At 66.9% G+C, this 17,553-nt stretch carries 18 protein-coding genes; 16 read left to right on the top strand and 2 right to left on the bottom strand.

The window, feature by feature from the left end; translation table 11 throughout:
• Nucleotides 1–7: 7 nt before the first annotated feature.
• Nucleotides 8–709, bottom strand: coding sequence for an FKBP-type peptidyl-prolyl cis-trans isomerase N-terminal domain-containing protein (locus ACTT2I_RS04795; protein ID WP_088433054.1), 702 nt, complete (start codon nucleotides 707–709; stop codon nucleotides 8–10).
• 191 nt (nucleotides 710–900) lie between these two features.
• Here ACTT2I_RS04795 and ACTT2I_RS04790 point away from each other — a divergent pair, with 191 nt between their 5' ends.
• From ACTT2I_RS04790 to rnt, 16 genes are all read left to right on the top strand, one after another.
• Nucleotides 901–1,659 carry an enoyl-CoA hydratase/isomerase family protein gene (locus tag ACTT2I_RS04790; protein WP_421099757.1) on the top strand — a complete coding sequence of 253 codons (759 nt, stop codon included), beginning with the start codon at nucleotides 901–903 and terminating at the stop codon, nucleotides 1,657–1,659.
• 3 nt (nucleotides 1,660–1,662) lie between these two features.
• Complete coding sequence (locus ACTT2I_RS04785) at nucleotides 1,663–2,025, top strand: hypothetical protein (RefSeq protein WP_293980306.1); 363 nt, start codon at nucleotides 1,663–1,665, stop codon at nucleotides 2,023–2,025.
• Nucleotides 2,025–2,699, top strand: coding sequence for an endonuclease III (gene nth / locus ACTT2I_RS04780; protein WP_421099689.1), 675 nt, complete (start codon nucleotides 2,025–2,027; stop codon nucleotides 2,697–2,699). The genes ACTT2I_RS04785 and nth overlap by 1 nt, the downstream gene beginning before the upstream one ends.
• 180 nt (nucleotides 2,700–2,879) lie before the next feature.
• On the top strand, nucleotides 2,880–4,091 hold the full coding sequence (locus ACTT2I_RS04775; RefSeq protein ID WP_443096794.1) for an OprO/OprP family phosphate-selective porin: 1,212 nt from the start codon (nucleotides 2,880–2,882) through the stop codon (nucleotides 4,089–4,091).
• 139 nt (nucleotides 4,092–4,230) lie between these two features.
• Nucleotides 4,231–5,007, top strand: coding sequence for a hypothetical protein (locus tag ACTT2I_RS04770; RefSeq protein ID WP_421099691.1), 777 nt, complete (start codon nucleotides 4,231–4,233; stop codon nucleotides 5,005–5,007).
• 123 nt (nucleotides 5,008–5,130) lie between these two features.
• The gene (pstS, locus tag ACTT2I_RS04765) at nucleotides 5,131–6,150 is read left to right on the top strand and encodes a phosphate ABC transporter substrate-binding protein PstS (protein WP_070471808.1); all 1,020 of its coding nucleotides are present in this window, start codon (nucleotides 5,131–5,133) and stop codon (nucleotides 6,148–6,150) included.
• A 232-nt stretch (nucleotides 6,151–6,382) separates the two neighbouring features.
• Nucleotides 6,383–7,474 carry a phosphate ABC transporter substrate-binding protein PstS gene (gene pstS / locus ACTT2I_RS04760; RefSeq protein ID WP_421099692.1) on the top strand — a complete coding sequence of 364 codons (1,092 nt, stop codon included), beginning with the start codon at nucleotides 6,383–6,385 and terminating at the stop codon, nucleotides 7,472–7,474.
• Nucleotides 7,475–7,561: 87 nt separating this feature from the next.
• Complete coding sequence (gene pstC, locus ACTT2I_RS04755) at nucleotides 7,562–8,530, top strand: phosphate ABC transporter permease subunit PstC (protein WP_019185892.1); 969 nt, start codon at nucleotides 7,562–7,564, stop codon at nucleotides 8,528–8,530.
• Entirely contained in the window at nucleotides 8,530–9,396 is an 867-nt protein-coding gene (pstA, locus tag ACTT2I_RS04750; RefSeq protein WP_019185893.1) for a phosphate ABC transporter permease PstA, read from the top strand. Before pstC ends, pstA begins: the two co-directional genes overlap by 1 nt.
• 19 nt (nucleotides 9,397–9,415) lie before the next feature.
• A complete protein-coding gene (pstB, locus tag ACTT2I_RS04745) occupies nucleotides 9,416–10,246 on the top strand; it encodes a phosphate ABC transporter ATP-binding protein PstB (RefSeq protein ID WP_421099758.1) in 831 nt (276 codons plus the stop codon).
• 65 nt (nucleotides 10,247–10,311) lie between these two features.
• Entirely contained in the window at nucleotides 10,312–11,019 is a 708-nt protein-coding gene (phoU, locus tag ACTT2I_RS04740) for a phosphate signaling complex protein PhoU (protein WP_019185895.1), read from the top strand.
• Between the two features lie 217 nt (nucleotides 11,020–11,236).
• Nucleotides 11,237–11,611, top strand: coding sequence for an HvfA family oxazolone/thioamide-modified RiPP metallophore (locus ACTT2I_RS04735; RefSeq protein WP_421099693.1), 375 nt, complete (start codon nucleotides 11,237–11,239; stop codon nucleotides 11,609–11,611).
• Complete coding sequence (locus ACTT2I_RS04730) at nucleotides 11,598–12,470, top strand: HvfB family MNIO-type RiPP peptide maturase (protein WP_443096793.1); 873 nt, start codon at nucleotides 11,598–11,600, stop codon at nucleotides 12,468–12,470. The genes ACTT2I_RS04735 and ACTT2I_RS04730 overlap by 14 nt, the downstream gene beginning before the upstream one ends.
• Nucleotides 12,463–13,218 carry an HvfC family RiPP maturation protein gene (locus ACTT2I_RS04725; RefSeq protein ID WP_421099694.1) on the top strand — a complete coding sequence of 252 codons (756 nt, stop codon included), beginning with the start codon at nucleotides 12,463–12,465 and terminating at the stop codon, nucleotides 13,216–13,218. Before ACTT2I_RS04730 ends, ACTT2I_RS04725 begins: the two co-directional genes overlap by 8 nt.
• A gap of 24 nt (nucleotides 13,219–13,242) precedes the next feature.
• Nucleotides 13,243–13,752 (top strand): HvfX family Cu-binding RiPP maturation protein, encoded by a 510-nt coding sequence (locus tag ACTT2I_RS04720; RefSeq protein WP_421099695.1) that lies wholly within the window; start codon nucleotides 13,243–13,245, stop codon nucleotides 13,750–13,752.
• Between the two features lie 111 nt (nucleotides 13,753–13,863).
• Nucleotides 13,864–14,451, top strand: a complete 588-nt coding sequence (gene rnt / locus ACTT2I_RS04715) for a ribonuclease T (RefSeq protein ID WP_088433103.1) — start codon at nucleotides 13,864–13,866, stop codon at nucleotides 14,449–14,451.
• Nucleotides 14,452–14,457: 6 nt separating this feature from the next.
• Here rnt and ACTT2I_RS04710 read toward each other — a convergent pair whose 3' ends face one another.
• Nucleotides 14,458–17,430 (bottom strand): ligand-binding sensor domain-containing diguanylate cyclase, encoded by a 2,973-nt coding sequence (locus ACTT2I_RS04710; protein ID WP_088433104.1) that lies wholly within the window; start codon nucleotides 17,428–17,430, stop codon nucleotides 14,458–14,460.
• Between the last annotated feature and the right edge of the window lie 123 nt (nucleotides 17,431–17,553).

Genomic DNA, 17,553 nt, shown 5'->3' with positions numbered 1-17,553 from the left:
GCGGAAATTACTTGACGCTGACGAGCTTGATTTCGAACTGCACCGCGACGTTCGGCGGGAACGGCGTGCGCGGATCGGCACCATAGGCCTGGTCCGGCGGCAGCGTCACTTCCCACTTGGAGCCGGCCGGCATCTGCAGCAGGGCTTCACGCATGGCCTTCATCTCAACTTCGCTGACCTTGATGCCCGGGATCTGCTGGGCCGGACGCGCTTCGGCCGGACGGGTGCCGAAAGGGTACGGACCGGCCACTTCCAGCTGCACGGTGCTGGCCTGGGTCGGCTTGGCGCCCTTGCCGGCTTCGATCACGCGGTACTGCACGCCGCTCGGAAGCGACTGCACGCCGGTCTTGGCCTTGTTCTGGGCCAGGAACTGATCGCTCTTGGTCTTGTTCTCGGCGGCAGCCTTGTCGTACTCGGCCTTGGCGGCCTGCGCACGACCCTGCTCACGCTTCTGGAAGGCTTCGACGGCGGGCTTCAACTGTTCGGCCGTGATCGACGGCTGCTTCTTGGCGTAGGCATCCTGCAGGCCCTTCACCACCGAGTTGATGTCCAGCTGCTCGCCGCGTGCGGTGAGTTCAGCCAGGTTGTTACCGTAGTCGTAACCGAAGTAATAGCTCAGCTTGCCCTTTTCGGACGAAGTGTCCTGGGCGAAGGCATTGCCCGTCAGGGCCAGGGCCGCGACGGCGACCGCGATAGAACGCAACTTCATCAAACTTTTCTCCAGGGGTGGTAACTCAGGACGCGTTGGGCCGCCCTGAGGCGACGGGTTAGGATAGCCGCCGCAACGTTGAACCGCCACTAACGACGCAGGCTCTGACCTGACTTTGTTTCGAGAGTTCAACATCACTTTTTTTTAACGTTTTCAGGAGTCCTGCCGTGGCCGACGCCCTTATCTCGATTATGGACGATGCCGCCGTGCGCACCGTGACGGTCAACCGCCCGGACAAACTCAACGCCCTCAACCGGGCGACTCTGGAAGCCCTTGATACTGCGTTCTCCGAGGCCGCTGCCGACCCGGCGGTGCGGGTGGTGGTGCTGACCGGCGCCGGCCCCAAGGCCTTCGTGGCCGGCGCGGACATTGCGGAAATGAACGGCCTGAGCGCGGTTCAGGGTCGTGATTTCTCGCTGCTCGGCCAGGGATTGATGCGGCGCATCGAGCGGATGCCCAAGCCGGTGATCGGCAAGATCAACGGTTTTGCGCTGGGCGGTGGCCTGGAACTGGCCATGGCCTGCCACCTCCGGGTGGCGGCGGAGACCGCCAAGGTAGGCCAGCCGGAGGTCAATCTGGGGCTGATGCCCGGCTTCGGCGGCAGCCAGCGGCTGCTGCGCCTGTGCGGCCGCGCCGCTGCGCTGGAGCTGTGCCTGCTCGGCACCCCGATCACGGCCACCCGCGCCGCGCAGCTGGGCATCGTCAACGAGGTCGTCCCCGCCGCCGAACTGGATGCCCGGGTCCAGACCCTCGCGTCGCAATTGGCCTCGGCCGCGCCACTGGCGCTGCGCGGCGTCCTGGATGCGATCCACATCGGCGGCGAGTGCCCGCTGGGCGAAGGGCTGGAATATGAGAGTGCGCAGTTCGGCCTGATGTTCGCCACCGAGGACATGCGCGAAGGCACCAGCGCGTTCCTGGCGCGCCGCCCGCCGGTGTTCCAGAACCGCTGAGCCATGTCGCCTTCCGCTACTGCTTCGCCGGCACACCTGCTGGCACTCGTCCTTGACGATCAATGGGATGCCGCGCTGGCCGCCGGGCTGATGGACTACGTCCCGCAACCGGGCGACGCGCAGCTGCTGCCTGGGCATCCCGATCTGCCGCTGCGCCTGCAGCACGCGCAGCAGCAGCTGCAACGGGCCTGGGCCGCCCGCGCGCGTTACCGTCAGCGCCAGCAGCGGCTCGCGCGCCGCGCGGCCGAGCGCGATGCGCGCCGCGCCCCCGCCCCCACCCCGCAGATCCAGAAACCCGCCCTGCCCTCGGCCGCCGCCGCGATCCTCGCGCGCGCCAAGGCGAAAGCGGCAGGCCGCACCTCCTGATGGCAACGATGAAGAAAACCACCGCACGTACGGCACGCATGCCCAAGGCCGACGTGATCGAAATGTTCACCCGCCTGCGCGAACTCAACCCGCACCCGAAGACCGAACTGGAGTACAGCTCGCCGTTCGAACTGCTGGTGGCGGTGACGTTGTCCGCGCAGGCCACCGACGTGGGCGTCAACAAGGCCACGCGCAAGCTGTTTCCGGTCGCCAACACGCCGCAGGCGATCCTCGCTCTCGGTGAGGAAGGCTTGAAGCAGTACATCGCGACCATCGGTCTTTACAACGCCAAGGCCAAGAACGTGATCGCGGCCTGCGCGATGCTGGTGGACCAGCACGACGGCGAGGTGCCGCGCGATCGTGCCGCGCTCGAAGCGCTACCCGGCGTCGGCCGCAAGACCGCCAACGTGGTGCTCAACACCGCCTTCGGTGAACCGGTGATGGCGGTGGATACCCACATCTTCCGCGTCTCCAACCGTACCGGCCTGGCACCGGGCAAGGACGTGCGCGCGGTGGAGGATCTGCTGGTCAAGGTCATCCCGGCCGAGTTCCTGCTCGATGCACATCACTGGCTGATCCTGCACGGTCGTTACGTGTGCAAGGCACGCAAGCCGGACTGCCCGCAATGCGTGATCCGCGACCTGTGCCGGTTCAAGGAAAAGACCGCGGCCTGAACGGGCCGCGCGACTGCCATATTCACGCAACCCGGCGGTCATGTCCGCCGGGCATCAATAGCCATCCCTGACGCCGCTTGGGCTACGGGCGATGACGGTTTGTCTGAAACTGTCACATTTACGCAATCTTCACTAATTAGCCTGCGCAGCATCTTCCCACCTGCCTGCAAGGCTCCTTCCATGAAACTGCATCGCCAACTTCTTACTGCGGCCGTGGCGGCTGCGCTGTTCGTTCCGGCCGCTCACGCTGAAGTGGCCATCGATGTGATCGGCGGTTCGGAAATCACGTTCGAAGGCCTGGTCCAGGTCGACGGCAACTGGTTCGACAACGATGTGACCGACCTCAATGGCGGTGACGCCGGCAACGGCAAGAACAGCGAGTTCGAGCTGCGCCGCGCCGAGCTGGTGCTCAAGGGCAAGGGCCCGGGCAACGTGGAATGGGTGGTGGGCTACGACGCCAAGGCCGACAAGTTCCTGGACACCAACCTGAAGTACAAGCTGGCCGGCAACGCCAACCACTTCGTACAGTTCGGCCAGTTCAAGCAGCCCAACAGCCTGGAAGAACTCTCCAGCACCAAGAACAACGACTTCATCTCCAAGGCCGCGGTCACCAACACCTACGCCGTTGCCCGCCGCCTCGGTGGCGCCTACAGCATCGGCGACAACAACTGGTCGGTCACCGCCAGCGCCTTCGGCCGCGAGCTGACCCGCAACCTGGCCCACGGCAGCGGCTACGGCGCGCGTGGTACCTGGGCGCCGATCAACGAGAAGGGCCAGGTCCTGCACTTCGGCCTGAGCTATGTCGATTACGACACCGACGCCGACACCCTGCGCGTGCGCGCCCGTCCGAACGCCGACCTGGCCACCGCGCGCCTGGTCGACAGCGGCAACCTGGTCGACACCGACCGCGTCAGCACGCTCGGTGCCGAAGCGATGTACATCGGTGGCCCGTTCAAGGCCCAGGCCGAGTACTACAGCAGCAAGGCCAAGCGTTACTCGCACGACAACTACACCAGCGACGGCTACTACGTCAGCGGCCTGTGGAACATCAGCGGCGAAACCTGGGGCTACAAGGGCGGCACCCCGACCACCGGCCTGCCGGACGAGCCGGGCCGTGGCATGTGGCAGCTGGGTGCGCGTTACGACCACATGGACCTCAACGACGGCAACCTGCTGGCGAACCCGGTGGCCGGTCGCCCGCCGATCGTCGATGGCGTGCTCGGCGGCAAGATGGATATCTGGACCGTGGGCGTGAACTACTACTGGCGCTCCAACACCAAGTTCGCCCTGAACTACGTAATGGTGGACAGCAAGAAGTACAGCTCCACCGCGCGTACGTTCGTCAATGACGATCCGAACATCCTCGAAGCGCGCCTGCAGTTCTTCTGGTAAGCCCTGCCACACGCGTATGACACAAAGGCGCAGCTTCGGCTGCGCCTTTTTTCGTGCCCCGCACCGGTAGAGCCTCCCCATGGGGTGGCTCTTCCCGTGCGCGCGTATGCTGGGCGCCCTTTGCCCCTGGATGGACCCGATGCGTATCGCACTCCCGCTGTTGCTGGCCGCCGCGTGCGCTGCCCCCCTGCCCGCCCAGGCGCAGGACTGCCACGACGCCCAGGCCGCCGCGGAGGAGGCGTACGTGGTGCGGGCGGACGACGCACTGCCCGATCGCCTCGGCTACACCCGCGACACCGCCGGCAGCGTCTGCCGGCGCTGGCCGGCACGCCCCGAGCTGACCCTGCTGGCCACGCCGGTCTGGCGCGACGGCGGCGACAACGACGCCCGCGATGGCGACGTGGAGGTGCTGGTGATCGACTCCGACACCCTCGCCACGCGTGCATGGGCGGTGCTGTCCGGCGCACTCGACAGCGATGCGATCTTCTTCGACGGCATGCACCTGGACACTGCGCGCTACCAGCTTGCGCCGGATACCCTCGCCTTCGGCCTGCGTGTGCAGCGGCGTAATGGCTCCGGACCCAATCCGTTCAGCGAAGAACAGTTGTATCTGCTGGCGGTGCAGGCAGACACGCTGCGTACGCTCGGCCCGCCGATGGTGCTGCGTCGCTTCCAGGCCGAGTGGGACACCCGCTGCGCGGGCGACTCCACCGACGTATCGCGCACCGTGGCCGTTGGACCCAAAGGCAAACACGGCCTGGCCGACCTCATCCTGCGCGAACGCCGGGTCACCACGCACAGCTGGATGAAGGGCGACACCTGCCGCGACCAGGACACACCGGTGGAAGGCGAGCGCCATGTGCTGCGCTTCGATGGCCGCCGCTATGCGGTTCCGGAGGCACTGCAGCCGTTGTGACACCCCTCCCGGAAAGCGTGTCACGAGGCAGTCATATGACAGTCGCTGCGCTGTCATCGAACCGTTATGGAATGAGCACCGGGCGGGACACCCCGCACCTTCATCCATCCCAGGAGCCACCCCGTGATCCACGCCTTCAAATCGCGCGCCGCCGTTGCCGTCCTCGCCGCGTCGTCCGTGTTCGCCGCCAACGCCGCCGATGTGACCGGCGCGGGCGCCTCGTTCATCTACCCGGTCATGTCCAAGTGGTCGGCCGACTACAGCACCGCGACCGGCAAGAAGGTCAACTACCAGTCCATCGGCTCCGGTGGTGGTATCGCCCAGATCAAGGCCGCGACCGTTGATTTCGGCTCCTCCGACGCCCCACTGAAGCCGGAAGAACTGGCTGCCGCCGGCCTGGCCCAGTTCCCGTCGGTGATCGGCGGCGTGGTCCCGGTGATCAACGTGGCCGGCATCGCCCCGGGCGCGCTGAAGCTGGACGGCCCGACCCTGGGCAACATCTTCCTCGGCAAGATCAAGACCTGGAACGACCCGGCGATCGCCGCGCTGAACCCGGGCGTCAAGCTGCCCGACGGCAAGATCACCGTCGTGCACCGCTCGGACGGTTCGGGCACCACCTTCAACTTCGTCAACTACCTCTCCAAGGTCAATCCGGAGTGGAAGACCAAGGTGGGTGAAGGCACCTCGGTCCAGTGGCCGGTCGGCATCGGCGGCAAGGGCAACGAAGGCGTCGCCGCCTACGTGAAGCAGATCAAGGGCGGCATCGGCTACGTCGAACTGTCCTACGCGCTGCAGAACAAGATGTCCTACGCCGCGATGAAGAACGCCTCGGGCAAGATCGTGCTGCCGAGCGACACCTCCTTCGCCGCCGCTGCCGCCAGCGCCGACTGGGCCAGCGCCAAGGACTTCTACCTGGTCATGACCAACGCCCCGGGCGCCGATGCGTGGCCGATCACCGCCACCAACTTCATCCTGGTGCGCAAGCAGCCCAAGAACGTCGCCAACGCCAAGGCCACCCAGGAGTTCTTCCGCTGGATCTACAAGAGCGGCGATGCCCAGGCCAAGCAGCTGGACTACGTGCCGCTGCCGGACACCCTGGTCAAGCAGATCGAGACCTACTGGTCGCAGAACCTGAAGTACTGATCCACCGCACAACGAGGCAATGGCGCCGGAGGGACCTCTCTCCCCCTTCCGGCGCCATCGGGCGCGGACCGCAAGGTTCCGCGCCTTTTTGTTGCCTGGCACCAAAGGGCCGGCCCTTGTGCCGCAAGGCTTGGCGTGCGCTCGGTCACGGCGTCATCAAGCTGTAACAAAAACATCATTTCATAGTCGCGTCGCCGGAAAGACCGGCCCTTATCCCGCTATGGAGTGACGCATGAAACTGCACACGGCCAGCATTGCCGCCCTTTCCCTGGCCATCGCGCTGGGTCTTTCCGCCTGCAAGCCGGGCGCTGAAGGCCAGGCCGCCGCGCCGGCCACCGACGCGCCCGCTGCCGCGCCGGCCGCCGGCGACCGCCTGACCGCCGAGATCTCCGGCGCAGGCGCCTCCTTCATTTTCCCGCTGGTGTCCAAGTGGTCGGCCGACTACAACACCGCCACCGGCGCCAAGATCAATTACCAGTCGATCGGTTCGGGTGGCGGCATCGCCCAGATCAAGGCCGGCACCGTTGACTTCGGTTCTTCCGACAAGCCGCTGAGCAGCGAAGAGCTGACCCAGGCCGGCCTCGGCCAGTTCCCGTCCGCCATCGGCGGCGTGGTGCCGGTGGTCAACATCGACGGCCTGGAAGCCGGCAAGCTGCGCCTGAGCGGCGCCCTGCTGGCCGATATCTTCCTGGGCAAGGTCAAGACCTGGAACGACCCGGCCATCGTCGCCGCCAACCCGGGTGTGAAGCTGCCCGACGGCAAGATCACCCTGGTCCACCGTTCGGACGGCTCGGGCACCACCTTCAACTTCTCCAACTACCTCTCCAAGGTCAGCCCGGACTGGAAGAGCAAGGTCGGCGAAGGCACCTCGGTGCAGTGGCCGGACGGCGTGGGTGGCAAGGGCAACGAAGGCGTGGCCTCGTATGTGAAGCAGATCAAGGGCTCGATCGGCTACGTCGAACTGGCCTACGCGCTGCAGAACGGCATGCCGTACGCCTCGATGCAGAACGCCGCCGGCAACTGGGTACAGCCGAGCGCGGAAACCTTCGCCGCGGCCGCCGCCAGCGCCGACTGGGCCAGCGCCAAGGACTTCAACCTGGTCATCACCAATGCCCCGGGCGACCAGGCATGGCCGATCACCGCCACCAACTTCATGCTGATGCACAAGCAGCCCAAGGATGCCCAGCGCAGCAAGGACACGCTGGCCTTCTTCAAGTGGGCCTTCGAAAAGGGCCAGGCCCAGGCCAACGAACTGCACTACGTGCCGCTGCCGGCCGAACTGGTCACCCAGATCGAAGCGTACTGGACCAGCGAGTTCAAGTAAGCCAGACAGCGGGCCTGTGCACAGCGCAGGCCCGCTTTCCTCGCCGCACCACCCTGCCGAACCACCACTCGGGCCCCCGCCTCAGCCATGAATGCCATCGCCCAGCCTGTTCCCGCACCGTCCCTCCGCGACCTGCGTGATGCCCGCAACGACACACTGTTCCGCTGGGTACTGATCGCCACCGTCATCCTGGTGCTGGTCGCCCTGGCCTGCGCCGCGCTCTCCATGCTGTGGGGCGGCCGCCATGCCCTGCAGGAGCAGGGCCTGAGCTTCTTCTACTCGTCCGAATGGAATCCGGTCGAGAACAAATTCGGTGCGCTCGCACCGATCTACGGCACCCTCGTCACCGCCCTGATCGCGATGGTCATCGCCGTCCCGGTGAGCTTTGGTATCGCCTTCTTCCTGACCGAGGTCGCCCCGCGCTGGCTGCGTGGCCCGGTCGGTACCGCCATCGAACTGCTGGCCGGTATCCCCTCGATCATCTACGGCATGTGGGGCCTGTTCGTGCTGGTGCCGGTGATGACCGAGTACGTCACTCCGTTCCTCAACGACCATCTGGGCACGATGCCGATCATCGGCCCGCTGTTCCAGGGCCCGCCGCTGGGCATCGGCGTGCTCACCGCCGGCTTCGTGCTGGCGATCATGGTGATCCCCTTCATCTCCTCGGTGATGCGCGAAGTGTTCCTCACCGTGCCGACCCGCCTGAAGGAATCGGCCTACGCGCTGGGTTCCACCAAGTGGGAAGTGAGCTGGGACATCGTGCTGCCCTACACCCGCTCGGCGGTGATCGGCGGCATCTTCCTGGGCCTGGGCCGCGCCCTGGGTGAAACCATGGCGGTGGCCTTCGTGATCGGCAACAGCGTGCGCCTGTCGCCCTCGCTGCTCGAGCCGGGCACCACGATTGCCGCCCTGATCGCCAACGACTTCGGCGAAGCCACTGAAACCTACCGTTCGGCACTGCTGCTGCTCGGCTTCGTGTTGTTCATCGTGACCTTCGTGGTGCTGGCGATCGCCCGCCTGATGCTAATGCGCCTGGCCCGCAAGGAGGGCAACTGATGTCCACCGCCAACGCCCAACCGCTGTACCTGCGCCGCCGCATCGTCAACGTGGTCGCGCTGCTGATGTCCTGCCTGACCGCGCTGTTCGGCCTGTTCTTCCTCGGCTGGATCCTGTGGACACTGGCCTCCAAGGGCCTGGCCGGGATCAACCTGGACCTGTTCACCAAGATGACACCGCCGCCGATGCAGGAAGGCGGCCTGGCCAATGCGTTCTTCGGCAGCGCCGTGATGTGCGGCCTGGCGATCGCGATCGGCACCCCGCTGGGCGTGCTCGCCGGCACCTGGCTGGCCGAGTACGGCAACTTCCGCAAGGCCGGCACGGTGGTCCGCTTCGTCAACGACATCCTGCTCTCTGCGCCATCGATCGTGCTGGGCCTGTTCGTCTACACCCTGTATGTGATGCAGACCGGCGGCCAGTTCTCGGCCTTTGCCGGTGCGCTCTCGCTGGCCTTCATCGTGCTGCCGGTGGTGGTGCGGACCACCGATGAAATGCTGCGCCTGGTGCCCTCGCAGATGCGCGAAGCGGCGCTGTCGCTGGGCATCCCGCAGTGGAAGGTAACGGTGCAGGTGCTGTACCGCAGCGCCGCTGCCGGCATCGTGACCGGCATCCTGCTGGCGCTGGCCCGCATCTCCGGTGAAACCGCCCCGCTGCTGTTCACCGCCTTCGGCAACCAGTACTGGAACAGCAACGTGTTCCAGCCGATGGCCTCGGTGCCGGTGGTGATGAACCAGTTCGCCGGCAGCCCGTATGAATCCTGGCAGGTGCTGGCCTGGGCCGGCGCGCTGGTGCTGACCGTGTTCGTGCTGCTGGTCAGCCTTTCCGCGCGCGGCATCCTGCTGCGCAACCGTATCTCCCATGACTGACCTTTCCACGGACATCGCCATGAACGATCTCTCCAACGCCGTGCCGATGCAGCGCATCGTGGTCCCGGCCTCGCATGAAAACCTGCTGACCCCGACGCCGATCAAGCTGGCCGCGCGCGGTCTGGATTTCTACTACGACAAGTTCCATGCGCTGAAGGGCATCGACCTGGAGATCCCGGAAAAGCGCGTCACCGCGCTGATCGGTCCCTCCGGTTGCGGCAAGTCCACCCTGCTGCGCATCTTCAACCGCATCTACGCGCTGTACCCCAAGCTGGAAGCGCGCGGTGAAGTGCTGCTGGATGGCGAGAACATCCTCTCGCCGAAGTACCCGATGAACCGCCTGCGCAGCAAGGTCGGCATGGTGTTCCAGAAGCCGGTGCCGTTCCCGATGACCATCTTCGAGAACGTGGCCTACGGCATCCGCCACCACGAGAAGCTCTCCAAATCGGAGATGACCGACCGCGTCGAACAGGCCCTGCGCCAGGGCGCGCTGTGGGACGAAGTGAAGGACAAGCTCAACCAGAGCGCGCTGGGCCTGTCCGGTGGCCAGCAGCAGCGTCTGTGCATTGCCCGCGCCGTGGCGCTGCGCCCGGACGTGCTGCTGCTCGATGAGCCGACCTCGGCGCTGGACCCGATCTCCACCAGCCGTATCGAGCAGCTGGTGGAAGAGCTCAAGCACGATTACACCATCGTGATCGTGACCCACAACATGCAGCAGGCCGCGCGCGTCTCCGACTACACCGCCTTCATGTACCTGGGCGACCTGATCGAACACGACCGCACCGAAGTGATCTTCTCGCAGCCCAACAAGCAGCAGACCGAGGATTACATCACCGGTCGTTTCGGTTGACCGGTGCTGTCCCCTCACCCAATGCCCCCGCCAGGCATGGCCTGGCGCTACCCGGATTGCAGACCATGAATCTTCCCAACGACCACATCGTCAAGAGCTACGACGAAGAACAGCAGCGCCTGGTGGCCGAGATCGTGCGCATGGGCGAGATGGCCGTCGCCCAGCTGGAGGCGTCCATGGACGTCATCGAGAAGCGCGATGAGAACGCCGCCCAGCGCATCATCGCCAACGATGAAGCCATCGATGCGCTCGAACAGCACATCAGCCACGACGTCATGCGCCTGGCGCTGCGCGGTCCGATGGCGCGCGACCTGCGCGAGATCCTGGCCGGTCTGCGCATTCCGGCCGACATCGAACGCATCGGCGATTACGCCGCCAACGTGGCCAAGCGCTCCATCGCCCTGAGCAAGGTGCCACCGCTGCCGCAGATCCAGGGCCTGCGTGCGCTGGGCCGGCTGGCGGCCCAGCAGGTGCGCCGTGCGATCGAAGCCTACCGCGACAACGATGCCGCCGCGGCCCTGGAACTGCGCGACGACGACGCACGCCTGGATGCGCAGTACACCGCGCTGTTCCGCGAGCTGCTGACCTACATGATGGAAGACCCGCGCAACATCACCCCGTGCACCCACCTGCTGTTCATGGCCAAGAACCTGGAGCGCGTGGGCGACCATGCCACCAACATCGCCGAGAACGTGTGGTTCCTGGTGCATGGCGAGCAGGCGCTGCCGCCGCGTGAGAAGCGCGACGAGACCAGCAGTACCGATCACGTCTGAGCACCTGCTTCGGAAGCAGAACGCAACAGCCGCTGCCTTCGGGTGGCGGTTTTTTTTTGGCCGGAGCGTCCGGGCACTTCGGGAATGACGCGCTGCACTTCACGAAACGTTGAATCCTGTGTGAGGATTCGATGAGCCGGGCCGGTCCACCATGGCCGCACCTGCTGCCCCCACGCAGCCATCCCGGGCCCCAGCCCATTCCAAGGAGATCCACCCGATGAGCACACCCACCCGTTCGCTGTCCCTGTTGGCAGCCACTGCGCTGGCCGCCGGCCTGGGCGTCAGCGCCTCGGCGTCCGCGTTGAGCATGACCGACCTGGCCCAGGGCTACCTGGTGGCCGGCCAAGCGGCGACCAAGGCGGCCGAAGGCAAGTGTGGCGAAGGAAAATGTGGTGCGCACGGCGACAAGGCCGGCAGCAAGGCGGGCGAGAAGGCCGCGACCGCCGGTGCCAAGACCGCCGAAGGCAAGTGTGGGGAAGGCAAGTGCGGTGCCGACAAGGGCAAGGCCGCCGGCGACAAGGCAACGGCCGGTGGCGACAAGAAGACGGCGGAAGGCAAGTGCGGCGAAGGCAAGTGCGGTGCCAAGCACTGACCTCCCCACCAAGGGCCTGGACCGGTCGCCGCTGCCTGCGGCGGCGACCGGACTTGGCTTGCGCCGTGCCCTGCTGCAGGACCTGCGCGAGGCGCCCGCGGGTGATCTGGACTTCCTCGAATGCGCGCCGGAAAACTGGATCGGCGTCGGTGGGCCGGCCGGCGATGCACTGACCGAGCTGGCCACGCGCCACCCGCTCACCTGCCACGGGCTGTCGCTGTCGCTGGGCAGCACCGCGCCCCTGGATACCACCCTGCTCGACCAGGTGGGACGCTTCCTGGAGCGGCACAAGGTGCCGCTGTACAGCGAACACCTAAGCTACTGCAGCGATGACGGCCACCTCTACGACCTGCTGCCGATTCCCTTCACCGAGGAAGCAGTGCGTCATACCGCAGCGCGTATCGGCCGGGTGCAGGATCTGCTGGGCCGGCGCATCGCGGTGGAGAACGTGTCCTATTACCTCGCCCCGGAACCGGCCATGGACGAACTGGCCTTCACCACGGCGGTGCTCGCCGAAGCCGATTGCGACCTGCTGCTGGACGTCAACAACGTCTACGTCAACGCCTGCAACCATGGCTACGACGCTGACGCCTTCATTGCCGGGCTGCCGGCTGCGCGCATCGTCTGCCTGCATGTGGCCGGTCACCTCGATGAAGCCCCTGACCTGAAGATCGATACCCACGGCAGCGCGGTGATCGATCCGGTCTGGGCGCTGCTCGCCCGCACCTATGCCCGCATCGGCGCGCGCCCCACCCTGCTGGAACGCGATTTCAATTTCCCCCCGTATGCCGAACTGCGTGGCGAGCTGCACACCATCCGCCAGCTGATGGCCGCTCATGCCGGAGGCCCGCATGACTGATGCCCCCGCGCGTCTGCACGCGCAGCAGCGGGCCCTCACCGCGCACCTGCGCGATCCGGCCCAGGTTGCCGCGCCCGAAGGGTTGGATGCACGCCGGCTGGGCATCTACCAGCGGTTGGTGTTCAACAACGTGCTCGGGCTGCTTGGCAACGGCTTCCCGGTCTGCGTGCGCCTGCTTGGCGAGGCAGCGTGGTCCGCGCTCATCCGGCGCTTCTTTGCAGTGCACCCGGCGCAGACCCCGTTGTTCACCGAACTGGCCGCCGAGTTCGTGCAGTGGCTGCAGCACCAGGCCACGTTGCCGCACCCGGCACTGGCCGAACTGGCCCATTACGAGTGGGTGGAAACGGCCCTCTACCAGTGGGATGCGTCCCCCCTGCCGCCCTCGCCCGGCCTGGACCCGATGCACGCGGCGCTGCAGCGCTCCCCCCTGGCCTGGCCACTGCTCTATCACTGGCCGGTGCATCGGCTCGGCACCGATGACGCGCCCGCGCAGCCCGGCCCCGAGCCGACCGGGTTGCTGGTCCGGCGCGACCCGGACGGGCAGGTCCGCTTCGCCGCGATCAGCCCGATGGCCGCGCAGTTGCTGGAGCAGATCGGCCAGCACCCCGGCAGCACCGGGGCCACCTACCTGCAGCAGCTTGCGCAGGCGCACGGCATGGCGGCCGATGCGCTGCTTCCGCCCGGCACGGCCCTGCTGCGCCAGTTCCACGACAGCGGCGTGATCGGGCCTGCCGCGCCCGTTTCCTGACCCCTCCACCAAGGAAGTACCTCCATGAAGTCACTGCATCTGGTCGCTCTGCGCGACCGGCTGGATCGTCTCGGCCCGTGGTTGGCCCCGCTCGGCCTGCGCTTGCTGATGGGCTGGGAATATTTCGAGTCCGGCCGCGAAAAACTGCGCGGCCAGAACTGGTTCGAGGACCTGCAGCACGCCTTCCCGTTTCCGTTCGACCAGCTGCCGGCCGCGCTCAACTGGCAGTTGGCCACCTGGTTCGAACTGGTCGGCGCGGTGTGCCTGCTGCTCGGGCTGGGCACGCGCCTGGCCGCCAGCTGCCTGCTGGTGCTGACCGTGGTCGCCACGGCCGCCGTGCACTGGCCGATGCACTGGAATGGGTTGGCCGAGCTGGCGATGGGCTACGTCATCACCGACCAGGGCTTTGGCAACTTCAAATTGCCGCTGCTGTTCATGGCCATGCTGCTGCCGCTGGCCCTGCAGGGTGCCGGCCCGTTGAGCCTGGATCACCTGCTGCACCGCGGCCGCGGGCGCACGCCGGCGCTGGCCTGAGCGCGGGGGGCGTACAGGTCGCTCTGCTAAACTGAGGCGATGACTGACGACCTCCCCCGCTCCGACGCGCCGGCTGCTGCCGACGCACTGCCCGCTGCCGCCCAGCGCTTGATGGCAACCCGTTTCCGCGGCTTCCTGCCGGTGGCGGTGGACGTGGAGACCGGTGGGTTCGATTCAGATCGCCATGCGCTGCTGGAAATCGCCGCGGTGCCGATCGAAATGGACGAGAACGGCCTGCTCTATCCCGGGCAGACCGCCAGCGCCCATGTGGTGCCGGCCGAAGGCCTGGAGATCGATCCCAAGTCGCTGGAGATCACCGGCATCATCCTGGATCACCCGTTCCGGCTGGCCAAGGTCGAGCGCGACGCGCTGGACCACATCTTCGCCCCGATCCGGGCGGCGATGAAGAAGTACGGTTGCCAGCGCGCGATCCTGGTCGGGCACAACGCGCACTTCGACCTGGGCTTCGTCAATGCGGCGGTCAACCGGACCGGCCACAAGCGTAACCCGTTCCATCCCTTCAGCGTGTTCGACACCGTGACCCTCGGCGGCATCGCCTATGGCCAGACCGTGCTGGCACGTGCGGCCACCGCGGCCGGGCTGGGCTGGGATGCCGATGAAGCGCACAGCGCGGTGTATGACACCGAGCAGACCGCCAAACTGTTCTGCAAGGTCGCCAACAGCTGGCCGCGCCCCTGAGCGGAATCACCCGATAGCGGTTCGATCGCGCCCTTCGCTCTTGGCCCGGTACAGCGCGCGGTCCGCGCGCTGGTAAAGCAGCATCGGGGTGCGATCGGCAGCGTCCAGCTCGACCAGACCGGCGCTGAAGGTGACCTTCAAGCCCGGAATGCCGGCCCAGTCCGGATGATCATGGAACAGCCCGCGCAGGCGCGCGCAGACCTGGGCCGCTTCATCCAGGCGGGTATCGTTGAGCAGCAGCGCGAACTCTTCGCCACCGGTACGCGCCGGCATGTCCGAATCGCGGCAGGCCGACGCCAGCAGACGCGCCACTTCCACCAGCACCACGTCGCCCACCGAATGGCTGTGGCGGTCGTTCACTTCCTTGAAGTGATCGATATCCAGCACCACCAGGCACAACGGGTGGTGGCTGCGTTGCGAGCGCGCGAAGTCACGCGCCAGCGCTTCATCGAAGGCACGCCGGTTGGGTAGACCGGTGAGCGCGTCTTCGCGGGCCTGCCGCTCGAATGCCTCGGCCTGCACCGCCAGACGGTCGGCCAGCTCGGTCTTTTCCTGATTGAGTGCCTGCAGGTTGACCGTCTGTGTCTGCAGATCCAGCGTGGCCTCCTGCACCATCCGCGCCAGCCGCACGTTGCTGGCCTTGTAGCGGTTGATCAGATAGCGGTACAGCGCCACCAGCCCGGCAAGCAACAGCAACGCGGCGATCAGCTGGACGCTGTGGCGCTGCCACAGGAACGGCTCCACCGTGAATTCCCACACCGCTTCGCTGTCGCTCCAGGCGCCGCCTGGATGCGCGGCGGATACGTGCAGCGTGTAATCGCCCGGCGGCAGGCCGATGAACTCCACGCTGCGCTGCTGGCCGCGCTCGATCCAGCCTTTGTCCAGGCCATCCAGACGGGTGCGGTAGCGGATACGCTCGGAGAGCAGATAGCTCAGCCCGACGTAACTCACGCTCAGGCGGCGCCCGCCGGGAATGGAATTGTGGTCGCTGCCCTGCCAATGCAGGGGCGCACCGTCGACCTGCACGTTCTCGATCACCGCCGGCGGGGCCAGCCGCTCGCGGAAGCGCTGCAGGCGCAGCGGATCGACCGTGCTCAAACCACCGGCGGTCACCACCCAGAACGTGCCGTCCTGGCGCAGGATCGCCGACGGCCCGGAGCTGCCGTTGGCCTGCGAGTTGGCCATGCCGTCGATCTCGTTGTAATGCTCGACCTCCACCCGCGCCGCGCGCCCGTCAGCGACGGCATTGAGCATCGTCATGTCGGTGCGCAGCACGCCGCGGTTGCTGCTGATCCAGACGTTGCCGACCCGGTCGGGCACCAGCTGGAACACCGTATCCACCGGCATGCCCTGCTCCAGGCCGACCCGCGCCAGCGTGCCTTCCTGGTAGCGGTACAGGCCGCGGTCGGTGCTGATCCACATCGCATCGCCGATCTGCTGGAACCCGAACACGCTGCGGCCGCCGCCCAGAGTCTGCAGGTCGATGGCCTGCACCCGGTCACCGCGCAGCACCCGGATCCCCTCGATGGTGCCGATCCACAACGCACCATCACCGTCGTGCGCCAGGGCGGTGATCAACCCGGTCGGCATGCCCGGGATCGCCGGTTGCTCGACCTTGCCGGCCTCGATGCGGATCACCCCTTTCTGGGTCCCGGCCCAGACCACCCCGTCGCGATCGATGCTGATCGCGCGGATGTTGCCGCCCGGCAGTCCTTCGGCGTTGCCGTAGTCGCGCAGGCGCTGGCCCTGTTCGTTGATCCGGAAGATGCCATCGCCGAAGGTGCCGACCCACAGCGTGCCCTCCCGGTCCTGGGCCAGGCTCAGCACCGAGGGGCTCTTGCCGACGTTGTTGCGCAGTGGCACCGGGCTGAAGCGCCCCTGCGCGTCGCGCCGGTCCAGGCCGCTGGCGCTGCCGATCCAGAGCTGCCGCTGGCGATCCTCGAACACGGTGCGCACGTAGTCGCCGCTGAGCCCGTCGCGCTCGGTGAAGCTGCTGAACAGCGTTTCGCGCAGGCGGTACAGGCCACCATTGGCGCCGACCCAGATACTGCCCTCGGCATCCTCACGCAGGCTGACCACGCGCCCGCCGGGCAACGACAGGCCCGGCGGCAATCGTTCCAGGCCATGCCGAGACAAGCGCAGCAGACCTTGATTCTCGGTCCCCAGCCAGAGGTCGCCATGCCGGTCCTGCAGCATCGCGGTGATATGGGTCACGCCGGGCAAGCGGTGCTGCAGCAGCGGTGCGCCATCCTGCATGCGGTAGATGCGCTCGCCGGCCACCACCCACATCACCCCATCGGGCGCACGATACGGCCAGACCAGGCCGCGCCCGAGTCCCCAGCTGTCCGGCGCGCGGCGCAGCACGCCATCGGTGTCGCGCACGACCAGCCCGTCCAGCGTGCCGACCCAGACCCGGTCCTGCGCATCCACCACCAGCTTGGTGAAGCTGAGCGCCATCGGCACGTCGGCCGGTGGCGTTTGGTAGTCGAAGGTCCCGTCCGGGCCGAGGCTGCCGATGCCCTTGCCTTCGTACAACAGCCACAGGCGCCCATGGCTGTCCATCTGCATCGCCTGGATCAGCACCTGCGGGGTATCGGGGCGATGCTCCCAGACATTCCATCGGCCGTCCGCGCCGCGCCGCGTCACATTGCCGCGCGAATCACTGATCCACAGCCCGCCACTGCGGTCCACCAGCAACGCGCCCACGCCGTTGTCGCGCAGCCCCGGCGTGGTGCTGCGGTCGAATACGGTGAAGTCCAGCCCGTTGTAGCGGACCAGGCCTTCCCAGGTGGCAAACCATAGATGCCCTTCGGGGGTCTGGGCGATGTCACGCAGGGAGTTGTGTGGCAGCCCGTTACGCGAGGTCCAGACATCGATGGCGTAGTCGCGCAGCGGCGGCGGGCCGTCCTGGGCCGAGAGCGGCCACGGGAACGCGCACAGCAGCATCAGCCACAGCGCGGCCGCCTGCAGGCTCGGCATGCGCGGGAACTTCAGTTGTGCCGGCCGCCACCGGTTCCTGCCCCCCCGATCGCTCATCCGTGTGGATCAGCCTTGGGCAGGCGCCGTGCGCATGGGGGGAACGGCCGTGCACCAGCGCGGGGG

Source organism: Stenotrophomonas sp. PUT21 (genome assembly GCF_052232875.1).
GTDB classification, from domain to species: domain Bacteria; phylum Pseudomonadota; class Gammaproteobacteria; order Xanthomonadales; family Xanthomonadaceae; genus Stenotrophomonas; species Stenotrophomonas maltophilia_N.
The sequence above is the reverse complement of the archived record's forward strand: the minus strand, read 5'-3'. Positions and strand labels throughout refer to the sequence as shown.